Source organism: Aquimarina macrocephali (assembly GCF_051627225.1).
GTDB lineage: Bacteria > Bacteroidota > Bacteroidia > Flavobacteriales > Flavobacteriaceae > Aquimarina > Aquimarina macrocephali.
Genome location: NZ_CP151795.1, coordinates 5,207,106 through 5,222,645, shown reverse-complemented (window position 1 = coordinate 5,222,645; position 15,540 = coordinate 5,207,106). Strand labels below are relative to the sequence as shown.

Below are 15,540 nucleotides of genomic sequence, written 5' to 3'. Positions count from 1 at the left end.
AAATTATGATTTTATCAATCTTAATAAGCATAATATTAATTGGACTCGGATTAATTCATTTCAACTGGGTCATTGGAGGGGAATTTGGTTTTTCGGAATCGTTACCGACAAAAAAAAACGGAGAAAGTAAAATATGTTGAAAAATTTTTATCTGAAGTTTTTACCGAATGTGACGAATTTGCAGTCAAATACTTATCAAAAGTATTCTTACATTTCAAAATGGATTTTACACCTGCACCTGTAATAAATGAGATAAAATCTAATTCAATAAAAATTCCCATAACATTATTTGCTGGAAAAAATGACATACTTTTTCCTGGAAATAAAATGATTAAAAGAGCGAAAAAGATATTCCCAATTTTGAAAAGTGCAAAACTAATTGAAGATTCAAAACACGTTCAAAGCAAGAGGCAAAATGAATTGATCGAAAAAACCATACTGGAGAATAATGTATTACAACAACATATATAAAAAACAGTGTAAATAGTTCTCAAACCTAAAGGTTTAGATGTATATGCAAAATGGTCTAATTTTACCCAAAGAGTTCCTCAATATATCCATAGCCTCCTATTTAGAAATCACACCTGATTATTTAGGTGAATTGAGAAAAAACTAAATGCATTTCACTTCTTAAGACATCTTAATTTTTATAAGACAGACACACCGTAAATTTGTTTCATAAATTAATTAAAACATTATAATTATGGAACGAATTACATATCAAGACATCCCAAATGGAATGTTCGAAAATTTAAGAATTATTGAAGACTCAATTATTAATTCTTCTTTGGATAGAAAACTAATAGAAATAATCAGATTAAGGACTGCTCAAAGAAATGGCTGTGCCTATTGTGTGGATATGCATCACAAAGAGCTAAAGCATTTAGATGAATCTGATCTACGACTATCCTCTTTATGTGTTTGGGAAGAAACACCTTACTTTTCAGATAAAGAAAGGGCAACACTATATTTTACAGATGCACTTACCAAATTAGAACGCAAACCAATACCAGATGATATATATAATTCATTATTGAGTTTCTTTTCTAAAGAAGAAATATGTTTTTTAACATTGGCAATATCTCAAAGTAATACTTGGAATAGGTTGATGAAAACTTTTGGATTTACACCCGGGAATTATATAGCGAATAAATAATTACTGTTGCCAACACCGGATATGAAAAATAGCAGTTAAGAGCCAAATTTATAGTTTATTTCTTTTCTGCTATCTTTGTTTTAAACTGAAAATAGTCGCATACAAATCTGCTACTTTTCATATACAAAACCGTTGGCAACAATTTGAGAAAACCGAAAAACATACTAAACATTTTAACTCTGATTTTAATTTTAAACTATGGAGATTTTTATGGACAAGATACTATTAAATTAAAAGGACATTTAAGAGAAACTTTTCTTTTAGAGTCTTTTGAAATGTATCCTGACAAAACTTTCAAATGGACTAATGAATATGATTTAAGTTGGAGTGAATATGGAGAATATAAAATAGAAAAAAACAAACTGATTTTTGATTTTTATATTTGGATGTGGAAACCAACAAGTATGAGTATAAGAGATAGTATTGCGAAAACACCAAAAATATTGAATACTCGGATATTTGAAATAGAAGGAAAAAGGGTTTATCCAATTACGGAGAAAGGAAAACGGATAATCAAGATGAAAGATCCATATTACAGAAGGAAATGGAGTTGGTTATTCGGAAATAGATATGAATATAAAATTATGGCTGATAAAAAACTGTAGCCAACACCGTATAAAATTAATTGTTAGCAAATTACTTATTTACGAAAGTCCAAATGAACTTTCTTGGTTCGTATTTTATTTAGTAAATCAGTTTCTTAAAACACGCAACTAACCTTATACAAAAATGGTAGCTAATTGAAAATGATATCTAGAATTTTAAATTTAATATTAATATCCTGCCTTGTTATTGGTTGCGGAAAGAATAAAAAACAAACCGAAAACCTGAAAATAGAAATGGATATCTCTGAAAACGAACCCAAATCATTACTTGATAATGTTAGGCTTGCTATAAATCCTAAATTTGAAGATTGGGTATTATTTGAAAATGGGACTTACATTATTTTTGATGACATTAATAAAGTTAAAAATACCGAAGTCAAAGCAATTGAGTTAATGAAAGAATTTGGACCAGTTAACGCTGGCGGACCTGCCGGTGATTTTAATGTAATATCTCTTAATCAAACGAAAGGTTGGGTTGTTTCAGGACACGGATATGGAATGTACACTTATGTTCATCCTGACGAATTAAATACCAGCTCTCCAGACGATATTACAATCGGATTATTTGGACGTTCTAAGCGAGATAAAGATGGAAATGACCCGAAAATTATCCATATAAACAAAAATAACTAGCTACAACAACATATATGTGCTCATAGCAACTAAGTGATGAATTGAATGGTTGTTGTATTTTTGGTTAGGCGCAATGCTTGCCAAAAGTAAAAGTTAGCAACCAATGCGCAAAATAAATCGAAAAGCAAGGTAACATTTTGCCTTGCTACGACACATATATTAAACGTTGACAACAACCATGGGAGTAGCATCTGTTAATTATAACGGATCGGAACAAATAGAAAATGATTAAACATATAATATTAAAACAATAAAAATTAACATGAAAAAATTATTACTAAGCTTATCTTTTATTACTATTATTCTATTGGGGTGTGAAAATGAAGGTCTTGATGGGAAAAACTCTTTAATAGATATGACAATTGAAAATGCTGGAGAAAATTGTTCGAATGAAGGAATTAAGATTGTTTCGGGAATAGATTTAAATGGCAACAATGTTTTAGAGGAAAATGAAATTCAAGAAACAGAATACATTTGTAATGGTAATAACGCTAGCCTTGATTTCAGTAGCTATGTTGTAAAATTAAGTCAATCAGGAACAAATGTGCCATCAGGCATAGTAATTAAGAATGATTTAAGCTTAACTATTACTTGGGTAAGAGAAAGTTCAGGTTCATACCTAGGTACCTTTGACATGCCTTTGGATTTGACTAAAACTATTGCAACTGCAACACCTCCTCCTTCTATCAGAAATGTTTATTTGCAATTTGTGAATGATAATTCAATAAGAGTAAAAACGGAGCCTTATAATAACATTTACCAATTCACAGACACTTGGAATGACTTAATATTGGAAATAAAAACGTTTAACTAATGGCAGTTGCCAACATTTTGTATAAGTAATGGCAGGGAAAGTGCGAAATTTCAAGTTTTGTAACCCGCTCAAACTACGTAGCGGTTTGACTGGAAAGAAACTCGCAATCTGCCACTACTCACACAATTTGTAGTTGTGAGTAATTTAAATGAACATCGAAAACTCAATAATATCAGAAATTTTTAAAGACATCTCTTTTTCAAAAAAAGAAGAAAATCTTATTGAAAATAAACTTGAAAAACTCAATTTAAAAAAAGGTGCAACAATATTAAAAGCAGACGATAAAGTTATCAGTCAATATTATGTTTACAATGGATGCTTAAGGACTTACTTTATTGACAAATCTGGTAAAGAACATACTTTGCAATTCGCTATTAATGATTGGTGGATAAGTGATTATACAGCATTCTTCACAGCATCCAAAGCAATTATGCATATTGAGACTATTCAGGAAGCAACTTTGTATAGAATTTCCAAAAAAAGTATGGACGATTTATTTGTAGAGATTCCACAATTAGAAACTTTTTTTAGAAAAAAAATGGAAAGAGCTTTTGCTAGCTTTCAAAACAGAATATTAGCAGGTTTAGCTCAATCAGCTAAAGAAAGATACGTTTCTTTTATAAGCACTTACCCAAATATTGAACAGACTGTAAAAAATTACCATATAGCTTCTTATCTAGGAATTACTACAGAAAGCTTAAGTAGAATTAGAAAAGAAATATCTCATAATTGATTTTATTACCATACATCAATTTTCAATACTTAATTTGACGATAATTTTGTCCCTTTAAAATACAAACATTCTCAAATGAAAAGAATGACAACAATTGTAATCGCTTTAGCTTTATTTTCTTCTTGTGGTAATAACACAAAAGAAACTAATTCTAATGGACAAAAATTAAGTACTGACACAGAAAAAAGCAAAACAATGAAAAAAGTATTATTTGTATTAACAAGCCACGAAGATTTAGGAGACACTAGACTCAAAACCGGTTTTTGGATTGAAGAATTTGCAGCACCTTATTACTTATTAAAAGATAAAGGAATTGAAATTACTTTAGCATCTCCAAAAGGAGGACAACCTCCAATTGACCCAAAAAGTAATGAACCAGATTTCCAAACTCCAGCAACAGTAAGATTTAATAAAGATACAGAAACGCAAGAAGTATTGTCTAAAACAATAAAGTTGGAAACTGTAAATCAAGTAGATTATGAAGCTGTATTTTATCCAGGAGGACACGGACCATTATGGGATTTAGCTGAAGATAAAAATTCAATTGCCTTAATAGAAGATTTTTATAAAAACAATAAACCTGTTGCAGCCGTTTGCCACGCTCCTGCTATTTTTAAACACACAAAAAATACAAATGGGACATCTTTGGTTAATGGGAAAAAAGTAACTGGATTTACAAACGGAGAAGAAGAAGCTGTTCAACTAACTTCTGTTGTTCCATTTTTAGTAGAAGACATGTTAAAAAGTAATGGTGGAATTTACTCTAAAAAAGCAGATTGGAACCCTTATGCTGTTGAAGATGGTTTATTAATAACTGGGCAAAATCCTGCATCTTCCGAATTAGTTGCTGAACTTTTATTAGAAAAATTGAAGTAAAAACTACTCGCAACAACGTGTATAAGCAATAGCGACTTGAGCTTTAATTCAAATCGCTATTCTTTTTTATTTTGTAAATTACTCTACGAAAAGTAGTGGCAAAAAATTCGATACTACTCATACACAAACACGCAAATTTCTATATACGAACACGTTACCAGCAGGCAAAATAAAAATTATGTTTAAAAAAACGCCCATTATATTCTTAATCTTTTTAATAACTTTCTCAAAAGGATATTCTCAAGAAATTGAAACATTAAGACAGAAAATTGACAGTATTATAAATACTAAAAAAGCAATTGTTGGAGTCGCAATTAATGGTATTAAGGTTAAAGATACTCTAAGTATCAATGGTCAAAGACACTTTCCAATGCAAAGCGTATTCAAATTTCCAATTGCATTGACAATTTTATCTGAAATAGATAAAGGCAACCTTTCTCTAAACCAAAAAATAGACATTAAGAAAAGTGAGTTGTTACCAGGACTATGGAGTCCAATTCGAAGAAAGTATCCAGAAGGTGGCAAACTTACTATAGCGGAAATCATAAAGTATACTGTTGCTTTAAGTGATAATGTTGGTTGTGATGTTTTGTTAAAACTTCTTGGAGAGCCACAGGCTGTTGAAAATCATTTTTCGAGTCTCGGTTTTAAGGATTTTGCTGTTAAGATAAATGAAGAAACCATGCAAAATAATTGGGATTCACAATTTCTAAATTGGACAATACCAAAAGAAGCTAACAAGATACTGGCAACATTTTATGAAAACAAAAATGGTTTACTTTCCAAAAAAAGCTATGATTTCATATGGAATATAATGAAAGGAACCAAAACAGGGAAAAACAGACTAAGGGGACAATTGCCTAAAGAGACGGTAGTTGCACATAAAACTGGCTGGTCGGGAAAACATAAAGAAACAGGTATAACTGCCGCAGTAAATAATATCGGAATTGTTTTTCTACCTAATGGAGAATACTTTACTATAAGCGTTTTTGTCACTGAATCAGTAGAAGATTTTGAAACTAACGAGAAAATAATATCTGATATTTCTAAAGCAGCTTGGGATTATTTCATAGATGAGTAACTATAGATTATCCTAATCAGATATTAAAAATGCTAGCAGCTAACAATGTGCATAAGTAATAGTGATTTAAGTGATAACACAAAATATAAACATATAACAAAGGTCAGTGCAAAACTGAAAAGTTAGTGAGCAGAAATCCATTACTACTCACAGACGAAACGTTACCAGTAATTTGAGAGACATTGAGAAAGCTATTAATATTCGGAATAATTCTAAACTTTTTGTCTTGTAATTTATCAAACGAAAAACCTGAATCGCAAAAAGAAAAAGAAATGTTTGGACTGTTTAAGAAAAAAAATGAAAAGAAAACTGAAGTACTTTCACACGCTGATTATAATCTGATTTTTGACAATAAAGAAGTTGAGGAAACCCCAATTGAATTACTTGAAATTGGAATGTTAAATGTTCCAAGCGGACAAATTGTGGTTTGCGACCCGTTAGTTTATTCCGAAACAAAACCTTTAACAAAAACAGTTAAACCAGGTAAATATCCAATCAAAATTTATGTAGCCAAAACAAAAGAATCTGGAGATAGATATGCTGTCGCAAAACTTGAATTTAGTGACAAGAAAGCCGAAAAATGGGTTATGGCTTTGCGAACAGAAGATGACATTAACGAATTGACAGACGAAGCCGACTATTTCGGATTTCCTGTTGATGCTGGATTAGGCGGATTTTATGACTTCCAATCTGGAAAAGAATATCAAAAATTTGAAACAGATTTTATTAAAGCTAATCCCAAAGGAAATATTTATGACGATTTTTTTGCTGCAGAATTTAAGAAAAATGCAAAGGACCAAAATGATCCAACTGATTATGGAGATTGGATAAACTTTCAACTTCCCAACTCGGAATTAAATATTACTATGTTTCATTCAGGATACGGAGACGGAATGTATCCATCATATTGGGGAATTGACAAAGAAGGAGAAATTGTATCTCTTGTAATTGATTTTTTAGTGTTGTTAATACCAGAAATATAAATACACTACTGGAAACAACGTGTATAAAACATAGCTAATAAGTGCTAGATCGAGAGGTTTTTGTCTATTTGGTTTGTCATCAAAGATCTAAACTTAGTATTTTAGAAAAAATAAATATAAAACATAAACTTTGGCTAAGTGATAGTTCGAAAACCAGTGATTTTTTGCTACCGCACTACGAATAGCTAAACGTTGTGTGCAATTTTATCCTTGGTCATTTTAAACTAAAATATACCTGCTATCGAGTATTGAAACTAACGAAACTTGATACTAATATTGTTTTATCATTTTAACCTTTAAAATAATGAAACAATCTAAAAAAAATCTAGGATGGATAAAAGACTATCCAGATATTCGAGACTACGACCCAAATACTTCAACTATCCTAAGAAACCCCTTAAAACCAGATCCAACCAAATCTGTAAAAGAGCTTTTAAAGAAAACAGGGATAGCAAATAACGCAGAAGAACAATTAGAAAAAAAAGTAGACAATAGAAACTGGTGTTCACCAATCAAAAATCAAGAAAACATAGGCTCTTGTACAGCGTTTGCAGCAGTAGGAATGTATGAGTATTTTCAGAAAAGAGCATTCAACAAATATATAGATGGGTCAGAATTATTTGTTTACAAAACAACTCGAAACATTTTAAATTGGAATGGAGATACTGGTGGATATTTGAGAACTGCAATGGGCTCACTAGCTCTATTTGGTGTGCCTCCATCAAGTAGTTATCCATATGAAATAGATAAGTTCGATAAAGAACCATCAGCATTTATATATTCATATGGTCAAAACTTCCAAGCACTTACATACTACAGATTAGACCCTTTAGGTTCAAGTGGTAATCAAACTCTCATTAATATTAAAAACCAATTGGCTATTGGAATTCCTTCCATGATGGGATTTACTTGCTATACTTCTCTCGACGATCCAAAGACTTCAAACAATGGAAAAATTCCTTTTCCAGGTGAAACTGAATCTGTACTAGGCGGACACGCAGTTATGGTTGTTGGGTACGATGATGATTTGGTAATAATAAACCCTATTGATAAAAAAAGAAAAAAAGGAGCATTAATAATCAGAAATTCTTGGGGAGTAGCTTGGGGTGATAATGGATATGGATATATTCCATACGAATACGTAAAACAAAAACTCGCAAGTGATTTTTGGTGTATAATATCAGCAGAATGGATTGATACTGGAAATTTTGCTAGATAAACCAAACAGCACACAACAACGTGTATAACTAATTGCTATAGCTGGCTAGGACGACGATCTTTGCGTACTTTTTATTATATTACTGCGGAAAATAAAGCGTGTACTTTTACGCAACTGACCATACACGAACACGTTGTAGGACATTATGACCAACCACATCAAAATGAATCGAATTTTAATAATTTTTCTTACATTTCTAATCGGATTTACTAGTTGTAAAAACTCTGAAAAGACAAATGACAAACTTGAAGTTGCTGAAAAATATTTTGTGGCACTTGACAAATCGAATAGTTCCGAAATGAAAGATTTATTAAACGACAGCCTTATAACCAAAATACCGAAATACAAATATGAAGTGAGGTATTCGAAAAATGATTATATGGAGAAATGGCTAAAATGGGATTCAGTTTTTGAACCAACTTATAAAGTGCTCGAAATGAATTTGGAAAACGGAATTGTCAAAGCGAAGGTTTCAAAAATTGACAATAGAATTCTTTTTTTTATGCAAAAGCCTTTTTTGACAAATGAGATTCTGAAGTTTGAAAATGAAAAAATCACTACAATAGAAACGGAGTACCTGAATTTTGACGAAGAGACTTGGGGAAAAAATAGAAACGAACTTTTAAGCTGGATTTCGGAAAATTACCCTGAATTGAAAGGTTTTATTGATGATCAAACGGAGGCTGGAGGAAAGAAATTCTTAAAAGCACTGAACTGTATAAGAATAAAAATTAACGTGCTACAACACTATATATAGCAAATAGGGCGATTATTGTTTAATCAAATGACAAGAATTGGATTGAAAAGATAAAAGTTGGAATAGAAAACGTTCGGTAACAACCTTTAACAAACATTGAAAATGAAATACGGAATTGGATCAGTTATTCTTGCATTAATCGGAATTTGCTTTATCGTTTGGATTAATTATCAGTTCTCTCAAGTTTATATTGAGGTTGCTGCAAAATTTGAAGCTGATGGCGGTGTTGTTCCAAGTGTCGTTATGAATAAATGGATAGATAGAAGCATCGCTATTGGAATTTCATTGCTTGGCTCTATTCTAGGAATTAAGTCCTATAGAATCGGAAATAAGATTGGATTATTTGGTATTGCGCTCTCAATTTTACTTTTAATTCTGGTGTTTTTTCCTTTATGGTCATATATCGCATATTGGTAGTACTTTAGACACTAAAACAAGAATTAAGTAACGTTTGCTAACAACATGTATAATTCATTGCTAGTGTAAGCCTATTTACGAAAATTCTCATGGATTTTCTATTCGGTTTGTATTTGCTAATTTAGTTGCTTAAACACATAACTAATCTTATACAAACATGTTATCTACAATTAGATCAAATGAAAATATTATCATTACAACATACTTATTAATAGTTTTAACTATAGTTAGCTGCAAACAAGAAGTAAAATCTGAACCTGAATCTGAATCGGAACTGAAACCTGAAGTTGTTGAAAAGATTAAAGAAAAAATAGAAATCCCTAGTAATGTAGACTCTGAATTTAAAACCTTCTTTAAGTTTTTCAATAAAGATTCTACTTTTCAAATAAGTCGAATAGATTTCCCTTTAAAAATAATGGAAATGAATGGAGAGATGTCAGATGTTGAGCCTAGAATAATAGAGCTTAAGGATTATGAAAAAATGGATCTGACTTACGACAAATCTTTTGAAACTAGAGAATATGACAAATACACTCAAAAAGTCATTTTAGACGGTTCTAAAGCGAGAATCGAACTCCGTGGAATAGACAATGGAATTCATAATAATTTTGAATTCGAAAAAATTGACGGACAGTGGAAAATGATTACTTGGACGGACTCATCAACATAAAAAAGTAGACAAAACTATATATAGTAAATAGAGCAATTAGCGCTTAATCGAAAGGTTGTTGTCTATTTTTAAAACCAAATCTTTTGATTTGGTTTTAAAAATGAAAAAATAAAACAAGATAAAAAGTTTTGGCTTGTGGTTAAACTGAAAGTAATCGCTTATTTTCTGCCCAACTTGCCATATATTTAACGTTGGCAGTAATTCAACACAAACTATTAATCTATAAAAAGACAGAAAATATGGGACAACAAGAAATTTTAGATCAAACGAACGAAGCTGGAAATAACAAAAAAAGACCAACTGCAATTACAGTAATTTGTGTACTTGGTTTTATTGGAGCGGCTTTTACTATCCCAATGATTTTTTCTGACATTGCTGGACAAGTAGGTAGTTGGTACCCACCTTACTTGGGTCTATCAGCAGTAATCGGATTAGTTTGTATGCTTGGACTTTGGAAAATGAAAAAATGGGCAGCATATATGTACACTGGATTTGTTGCTTTGAATCAGATAGTTTTATTAGCAATGGGCGTTTGGAATATAATGGCTCTAATTATCCCTGGGATTGTAATAGGAATTGCACTTGCACATATAAATAAAATGGATTAGTTACAAAACGTTGTACTTAATCTAACATGATGAATAACCTTTTTTGTAGCTACTTTGATATAAAATATTTCTAACTTAGTACGTTCCATTTTCAATATATTGCTAACCTATGCTAACCAATATTTTTGCTTTCTTTCTTAAAATTTCTCCACAACTGAAGCGAGCGGTCTGGAAAAAACTATATGAGTATCTGTCAAAGAAGTATCCAACAGAGGAGTGGACTTTTATGAACTACGGATACGAATCTTGCAATGAACCTATTGAAATTCCACTAAAAGAGGAGGAAGAGCGTGACCGGTATATGATTCAGCTATACCACCATGTGGCAACAGCTATAGACCTTGTGGATAAAGACGTATTAGAAGTTGGTAGTGGACGTGGGGGAGGTTCGTCGTATATCAAACGATATCTTAAACCAAAGACGATGATTGGAATTGATTACTCTAAAAACGCAATCAAATTCTGTAACAAACATCATTCGGTGGAAGGATTAACCTTTATTCATGGTGATGGAGAAAACTTATCGTTGGGGAATGAAAGTGTAGATGTGATTGTGAATGTCGAATCGTCACATTGTTATGGGTCCATGAAAAAGTTTGTGGAGCAAGTAAACAGAGTGCTTCGTCCTGGCGGGTATTTTTTGTTTGCAGATCTACGTCCCTCAGAAAAAATTGAAGAACTTGATAAGACTTTCAATGATGCAGGATTTGAAGTACTCAAAAAGGAATTGATCTCGAAGGAAGTGGTCAATGCAATGGATGCATTTCACGAATTCAAGTTAGAATTCTTTCAAAATATGGTAAAGGGTTGGTTAAAAAAGCCGCTGAATGATTTTGCAGGAGTAAAGGGTTCGAACATTCATAAGGAATTGAGTAATGGTAAGATGGTTTATTATCATTATGTGTTAAGAAAATGATTAGCTTCTACTCTTACTCCAACATGTTTATATAGACACAGTATTAAATTGAAAAACTAAGCACAACAGAATATATAAAAAATGCTCAATATTTGGCTATCTTTGAGTTCTTCCATACTATAAAAAAGCAATCACAGATGAAAGATTTGTGTTTTTAAAGAATCGCCCATTTCATATACAATACAGTTGTGCTTAATATTAAACTAACAAATATGAACTATAGAATAATTACTAAATACTATTATCTCATTGCCTTTCTTTTACTAACTAATTCTGTTTTTAGCCAAAATGAAAAACAAGAGAAAATGGAATTATTAAACTTTATGGTTGGTGAATGGATTGGAACGTCGAAAGTTTATGAAAAAGGTATGGTTTCCAAACAAGGTTCGGCATACCAAAAAATCACCTATGACATAGACAAGAGCATTTTGGTTATTGAGTTGAACACCGAATTATTGCAGTTGCACACAATAATTTATTATGATGAAAAAGACAATAAATACTACTATTATGCTTTTTCTAAAAGAGGGGTTTCTAGATATCCTGCAGAGTATAAAAATGGACAATTAATAGTGTGGAGTAATGAAAAAAAACGATTTATTTTCAATAGAACATTAGACGGCGGTTTTCGAGAATATGGAGAACAATTAGTTGACGGAAAATGGACAAAATATTTTGAGGACACTTTTAAAAATTCTCAATAAAAAAACACTAAATACAACAACGGCTATAATTTATTGTGACAGAGAGTTAAAACAAAATTTAATTTGAAAAACCAAATACTATTAATAAATGAATAAACTTAATCCATCCATAAAACATCACCTATTTGTTGGGCTATTTATAGGTTTTTGGATTTTTTGTTTTGGTTTTTTTATTAGACCCTTTGACGATGCTATATTAGATTATGAATGGGTTCCTATAAGTATTGGGTTTGGTGTGTTTAGCTTCTTATGTTATGCTATTGTAGCTGTCATACAAAATAGGTTGTATCAAAAGATTTTAAGATGGAATATAACTTTTGAGATTATAACCATAGTATGTTACTGTCTGTTTTTTACCATTGTATTGTATGCATACTCTAAAAGCGATTTTGTAAACTCTGCTTACAACTTTTCTTACTTCTCATTTTTAATGGCAAAGACCTCTATTGTCTTAATTCCTATCCTAATACTCGCTAGAATATATGTTGTAAAACTCATTCCTCCTAAAGAAACCATGCTCACTATAAAAGGTGATAATAAGTTAGACATACTCAAACTATATCCATCAGATTTAATATCTGTCTCGAGTTCGCAAAACTATGTTGAGATTTTCTTTTTAGATAATAATGCTTTGAGTTCAAAACTTATACGATCTTCTCTAAAAAAAATTCATCAAACTGTTCCTTCTTTAATACAAGTGCATCGTTCTCACTTTATAAATCCTTCTCATTTTAAATCTTGGAAAAATCAAAATACGATTTATGTTACCCAAATGGAAGTAGTTGTTTCTAAAAATTATAAAGAGGTTATTTTAACTTTATAATTTTCGTCCCTAATAGATAACTTTTCGTACCAAACCCATATTTTTTAACGGTTTGAAGCTTTTTTGAATGTACTTTTACATTGTGATAAGCCTGTCAAATAATCATCATAAAATCACTTTTAAATGAAAAACATACTACTAGTAGTTGTCATTATAAGCATACATTTTCAGATCAATGCACAATTTTCTAAAAACGGAAAGAAAGAAATTATCATCGCCACGGTAGATTCTATTTACTCAGAAACCCTTAAAGAACATCGAGAGATATGGGTGCATCTTCCAGTTGAAGGTGAAAAAGGTGAAAAATACCCTGTATTATATATTTTAGACGCTCCAGAGCAATTTTCACCAATTGCTGGTATTGTAAGCCATCTAGAAAAATGGGATATGCCACAGACCATTGTTGTAGGGATTCCAAATACAGATAGAATTAGAGATTTTACTCCTACTGCTGTCCCAGCTTCTCCCGGAGAGCCATTTGAAAATTCAGGAGGGTATGAAAATTTTATAGACTTTATGGAGTGTGAGCTAGCTCCATATCTTAAAAATAAATATCCTGTGGATGAGATGAGTACTATCGTAGGACATTCTCTTGCGGGTCTTTTTGTAGTAAACACCTATGTATCTCATCCACGTGTTTTTGACAAGTATCTAGCTATTGATCCAGCCGTTTCCTGGGATGATCAAACATTTGTAGATACATCTGAAGAACTACTCCAAAAAAATAACTATCAAAACAAATCACTTCACGTTGCTGTCGCAAATAGCACTTCGGTAGATACCGTAAGAGTAAGAAGGATGAATGATAGACATACCGAACATTTAAGAGCAAATCTTAACTTTCACGATATCTTGGTAGAAAACAAACAACACCTTGATACTACTTGGGAGTATTATTCAGATGATGATCACAGGAGTCTGATCATTCCTTCAATGTATTCTGGCATAAAAAACTTATTTAGTTGGTATAAATTTAAAGCAAGATGGCTTTTCAATACCCCTAAAGGATATAGCGCAAAAGAACTTACAGAACCTTACTATACTCATTTTAAAACCTTGAGTACACATTTTAAACGTGATATGAAACCAGAATGGGAATTTGTAAATGAGGTAGCATTCTTTATTTTAGATGTACATAAGCTACCTGAAAAAGCAAAAGCTTATCTTGATGTAAATCTTCACTTTTATCCAGACCAATCTAGAAGCTATGTGGCGATGGGAGATTTTTACTTCAAAGAGAAAAAGAAGAAAGCCGCTGTTGAGTATTACAAAAAAGCTATTGAGATAGATGGCAATACAGACGCTCTAGAAAAACTCAAAAAACTAACTAAATAAAACTGTAATCTGAAATTACAGTTTTAATATTCAAATATTATGTTTCAATGACTAGAATCATATGTTTGAATTATTCTTCTAAACTTTCAATCAATTCATCAATTCTATTAATTCTTGGTATAATTTCATTTTTTACTCTTCTTTTGCTCAAATAGTATTCATAAATTCCTACTCCGACCAAAGCCAAAAATGCTCCGACCCCTATATATCGTGCTAAAGGTTTCTCCCAAATACCAACAAAAAACAAAGGAGCTATGAGGTAAATAGTCAAAATAGACCAATTCAACGAAGTTTCAAGCATTTTCTTTTGGGCTAGAAGGTAGACTTTGGTCTTTTCTAAGTATTGCAGGTAATTTTCTTCAAGATCACTTGGCTTGAGTTTTTTTACTCCAGACATTCGAATTCCCACATATATTGACCACACTATGACGAGTACCGAAGCAATTTTCATAGAAATATAAGGAGCCCAATAAACAATGAATATAAATGCCAGAATAGTTATCAACGCAGAAATAATATTTACCCGTTCTATATACTTCCACCAACGGTGTAAGCGTCCTAAACTTGATTGTAATTCAAGCATCAATTTAGATTTTTCAAATTTTAAACGTTCCTGATTGCTAGACGATTGCCAGATACTAATTAATTCATCTTCTATCATAATATTTCATTTATACAGTTCAATAATTTTGATTTTATTCGCTTAACCTTTACGGCTATGTTATTTTCGGACAGGCCTAGAATACTAGAAATTTCCCTATAGGCTAATCCTTCCAGGTAAAGCGCAACAATCGCCTTATCACCTTCACTCAATTTTTTTACACATTTTCTTAGACTAATTAATTTTTCATTCTCGCCTCCGATCCTTTCTTCCGAACTAAAATTTTCAATAGTTATACTATCTAGTCTGATAAATCTATTTTGGTTTTTAGTGTGTTTGGATTTAAAACGAAGGCAAACGTTTAAGGCTATTCTGAACATCCATGTACTAAGAGATGAATTACCTTTAAAGGTAGCCATCGACCTCCAAACATGAACCAAAACCTCTTGAAAAAGGTCTTTAGCGTCCTCATGGTCTTTTGAATAAATCGAGCAAATTCTGAATAGTTTCTCCTGATTTTCTTCTAAGGCATTAAGAAATATAGTTTCACGTTCTTTTCTCATTATTAAAGCTTGTCTTTACTATTTTAGTTACCATAGTTTTCAAAAT

At 31.5% G+C, this 15,540-nt stretch carries 20 protein-coding genes; 18 read left to right on the top strand and 2 right to left on the bottom strand.

Annotated features, from left to right (window positions below; translation table 11 throughout):
- Nucleotides 1-219: 219 nt before the first annotated feature.
- The 18 genes from AAFU52_RS23180 to AAFU52_RS23095 all read left to right on the top strand — a co-directional run bounded on the left by AAFU52_RS23180 (nucleotide 220) and on the right by AAFU52_RS23095 (nucleotide 14,330).
- Complete coding sequence (locus AAFU52_RS23180) at nucleotides 220-471, top strand: hypothetical protein (protein ID WP_084050170.1); 252 nt, start codon at nucleotides 220-222, stop codon at nucleotides 469-471.
- Between the two features lie 232 nt (nucleotides 472-703).
- The gene (locus tag AAFU52_RS23175) at nucleotides 704-1,156 is read left to right on the top strand and encodes a carboxymuconolactone decarboxylase family protein (RefSeq protein WP_035090995.1); all 453 of its coding nucleotides are present in this window, start codon (nucleotides 704-706) and stop codon (nucleotides 1,154-1,156) included.
- Nucleotides 1,157-1,299: 143 nt separating this feature from the next.
- Complete coding sequence (locus AAFU52_RS23170; RefSeq protein WP_438423732.1) at nucleotides 1,300-1,761, top strand: hypothetical protein; 462 nt, start codon at nucleotides 1,300-1,302, stop codon at nucleotides 1,759-1,761.
- A 141-nt stretch (nucleotides 1,762-1,902) separates the two neighbouring features.
- The gene (locus AAFU52_RS23165; protein WP_438426653.1) at nucleotides 1,903-2,394 is read left to right on the top strand and encodes a hypothetical protein; all 492 of its coding nucleotides are present in this window, start codon (nucleotides 1,903-1,905) and stop codon (nucleotides 2,392-2,394) included.
- A 262-nt stretch (nucleotides 2,395-2,656) separates the two neighbouring features.
- On the top strand, nucleotides 2,657-3,208 hold the full coding sequence (locus tag AAFU52_RS23160; protein ID WP_438423730.1) for a DUF7151 family protein: 552 nt from the start codon (nucleotides 2,657-2,659) through the stop codon (nucleotides 3,206-3,208).
- 148 nt (nucleotides 3,209-3,356) lie between these two features.
- Entirely contained in the window at nucleotides 3,357-3,941 is a 585-nt protein-coding gene (locus AAFU52_RS23155) for a Crp/Fnr family transcriptional regulator (RefSeq protein WP_024769510.1), read from the top strand.
- 75 nt (nucleotides 3,942-4,016) lie between these two features.
- Complete coding sequence (locus tag AAFU52_RS23150; RefSeq protein ID WP_438423727.1) at nucleotides 4,017-4,817, top strand: type 1 glutamine amidotransferase domain-containing protein; 801 nt, start codon at nucleotides 4,017-4,019, stop codon at nucleotides 4,815-4,817.
- Between the two features lie 178 nt (nucleotides 4,818-4,995).
- The gene (gene bla, locus AAFU52_RS23145) at nucleotides 4,996-5,898 is read left to right on the top strand and encodes a class A beta-lactamase, subclass A2 (RefSeq protein WP_438423725.1); all 903 of its coding nucleotides are present in this window, start codon (nucleotides 4,996-4,998) and stop codon (nucleotides 5,896-5,898) included.
- 272 nt (nucleotides 5,899-6,170) lie between these two features.
- Nucleotides 6,171-6,881, top strand: coding sequence for a DUF4241 domain-containing protein (locus AAFU52_RS23140; protein WP_438423723.1), 711 nt, complete (start codon nucleotides 6,171-6,173; stop codon nucleotides 6,879-6,881).
- Nucleotides 6,882-7,185: 304 nt separating this feature from the next.
- Nucleotides 7,186-8,100, top strand: coding sequence for a C1 family peptidase (locus tag AAFU52_RS23135; RefSeq protein ID WP_438423722.1), 915 nt, complete (start codon nucleotides 7,186-7,188; stop codon nucleotides 8,098-8,100).
- Nucleotides 8,101-8,263: 163 nt separating this feature from the next.
- Entirely contained in the window at nucleotides 8,264-8,857 is a 594-nt protein-coding gene (locus AAFU52_RS23130) for a hypothetical protein (protein WP_438423720.1), read from the top strand.
- A 102-nt stretch (nucleotides 8,858-8,959) separates the two neighbouring features.
- Nucleotides 8,960-9,274 carry a hypothetical protein gene (locus AAFU52_RS23125; RefSeq protein ID WP_024769504.1) on the top strand — a complete coding sequence of 105 codons (315 nt, stop codon included), beginning with the start codon at nucleotides 8,960-8,962 and terminating at the stop codon, nucleotides 9,272-9,274.
- Nucleotides 9,275-9,431: 157 nt separating this feature from the next.
- Nucleotides 9,432-9,944 carry a DUF4348 domain-containing protein gene (locus tag AAFU52_RS23120; RefSeq protein ID WP_024769503.1) on the top strand — a complete coding sequence of 171 codons (513 nt, stop codon included), beginning with the start codon at nucleotides 9,432-9,434 and terminating at the stop codon, nucleotides 9,942-9,944.
- Between the two features lie 239 nt (nucleotides 9,945-10,183).
- A complete protein-coding gene (locus AAFU52_RS23115) occupies nucleotides 10,184-10,552 on the top strand; it encodes a hypothetical protein (RefSeq protein ID WP_035091036.1) in 369 nt (122 codons plus the stop codon).
- A gap of 109 nt (nucleotides 10,553-10,661) precedes the next feature.
- Nucleotides 10,662-11,468, top strand: coding sequence for a class I SAM-dependent methyltransferase (locus tag AAFU52_RS23110; protein WP_438423715.1), 807 nt, complete (start codon nucleotides 10,662-10,664; stop codon nucleotides 11,466-11,468).
- A 212-nt stretch (nucleotides 11,469-11,680) separates the two neighbouring features.
- Nucleotides 11,681-12,172 (top strand): hypothetical protein, encoded by a 492-nt coding sequence (locus AAFU52_RS23105; RefSeq protein ID WP_438423713.1) that lies wholly within the window; start codon nucleotides 11,681-11,683, stop codon nucleotides 12,170-12,172.
- Nucleotides 12,173-12,260: 88 nt separating this feature from the next.
- The gene (locus AAFU52_RS23100) at nucleotides 12,261-12,995 is read left to right on the top strand and encodes a LytTR family transcriptional regulator DNA-binding domain-containing protein (RefSeq protein WP_438423711.1); all 735 of its coding nucleotides are present in this window, start codon (nucleotides 12,261-12,263) and stop codon (nucleotides 12,993-12,995) included.
- Between the two features lie 123 nt (nucleotides 12,996-13,118).
- Nucleotides 13,119-14,330, top strand: coding sequence for an alpha/beta hydrolase-fold protein (locus tag AAFU52_RS23095; RefSeq protein WP_438423709.1), 1,212 nt, complete (start codon nucleotides 13,119-13,121; stop codon nucleotides 14,328-14,330).
- Between the two features lie 70 nt (nucleotides 14,331-14,400).
- Here AAFU52_RS23095 and AAFU52_RS23090 read toward each other — a convergent pair whose 3' ends face one another.
- The gene (locus tag AAFU52_RS23090; RefSeq protein WP_438423708.1) at nucleotides 14,401-14,991 is read right to left on the bottom strand and encodes a hypothetical protein; all 591 of its coding nucleotides are present in this window, start codon (nucleotides 14,989-14,991) and stop codon (nucleotides 14,401-14,403) included.
- Nucleotides 14,988-15,494 (bottom strand): RNA polymerase sigma factor, encoded by a 507-nt coding sequence (locus tag AAFU52_RS23085; protein ID WP_024769496.1) that lies wholly within the window; start codon nucleotides 15,492-15,494, stop codon nucleotides 14,988-14,990. Before AAFU52_RS23085 ends, AAFU52_RS23090 begins: the two co-directional genes overlap by 4 nt.
- Between the last annotated feature and the right edge of the window lie 46 nt (nucleotides 15,495-15,540).

Coding starts and splice junctions, on each gene's coding strand:
- AAFU52_RS23160 (WP_438423730.1), top strand. CDS start 2,657: ATGAAAAAATTATTACTAAGCTTATCTTTTATTACTATTATTCTATTG.
- AAFU52_RS23125 (WP_024769504.1), top strand. CDS start 8,960: ATGAAATACGGAATTGGATCAGTTATTCTTGCATTAATCGGAATTTGC.
- AAFU52_RS23155 (WP_024769510.1), top strand. CDS start 3,357: ATGAACATCGAAAACTCAATAATATCAGAAATTTTTAAAGACATCTCT.
- AAFU52_RS23085 (WP_024769496.1), bottom strand. CDS start 15,494: ATGAGAAAAGAACGTGAAACTATATTTCTTAATGCCTTAGAAGAAAAT.
- AAFU52_RS23135 (WP_438423722.1), top strand. CDS start 7,186: ATGAAACAATCTAAAAAAAATCTAGGATGGATAAAAGACTATCCAGAT.
- AAFU52_RS23130 (WP_438423720.1), top strand. CDS start 8,264: ATGAATCGAATTTTAATAATTTTTCTTACATTTCTAATCGGATTTACT.
- AAFU52_RS23120 (WP_024769503.1), top strand. CDS start 9,432: ATGTTATCTACAATTAGATCAAATGAAAATATTATCATTACAACATAC.
- bla (WP_438423725.1), top strand. CDS start 4,996: ATGTTTAAAAAAACGCCCATTATATTCTTAATCTTTTTAATAACTTTC.
- AAFU52_RS23165 (WP_438426653.1), top strand. CDS start 1,903: ATGATATCTAGAATTTTAAATTTAATATTAATATCCTGCCTTGTTATT.
- AAFU52_RS23105 (WP_438423713.1), top strand. CDS start 11,681: ATGAACTATAGAATAATTACTAAATACTATTATCTCATTGCCTTTCTT.
- AAFU52_RS23175 (WP_035090995.1), top strand. CDS start 704: ATGGAACGAATTACATATCAAGACATCCCAAATGGAATGTTCGAAAAT.
- AAFU52_RS23140 (WP_438423723.1), top strand. CDS start 6,171: ATGTTTGGACTGTTTAAGAAAAAAAATGAAAAGAAAACTGAAGTACTT.
- AAFU52_RS23115 (WP_035091036.1), top strand. CDS start 10,184: ATGGGACAACAAGAAATTTTAGATCAAACGAACGAAGCTGGAAATAAC.
- AAFU52_RS23100 (WP_438423711.1), top strand. CDS start 12,261: ATGAATAAACTTAATCCATCCATAAAACATCACCTATTTGTTGGGCTA.
- AAFU52_RS23150 (WP_438423727.1), top strand. CDS start 4,017: ATGAAAAGAATGACAACAATTGTAATCGCTTTAGCTTTATTTTCTTCT.
- AAFU52_RS23110 (WP_438423715.1), top strand. CDS start 10,662: ATGCTAACCAATATTTTTGCTTTCTTTCTTAAAATTTCTCCACAACTG.
- AAFU52_RS23090 (WP_438423708.1), bottom strand. CDS start 14,991: ATGATAGAAGATGAATTAATTAGTATCTGGCAATCGTCTAGCAATCAG.
- AAFU52_RS23180 (WP_084050170.1), top strand. CDS start 220: ATGGATTTTACACCTGCACCTGTAATAAATGAGATAAAATCTAATTCA.
- AAFU52_RS23095 (WP_438423709.1), top strand. CDS start 13,119: ATGAAAAACATACTACTAGTAGTTGTCATTATAAGCATACATTTTCAG.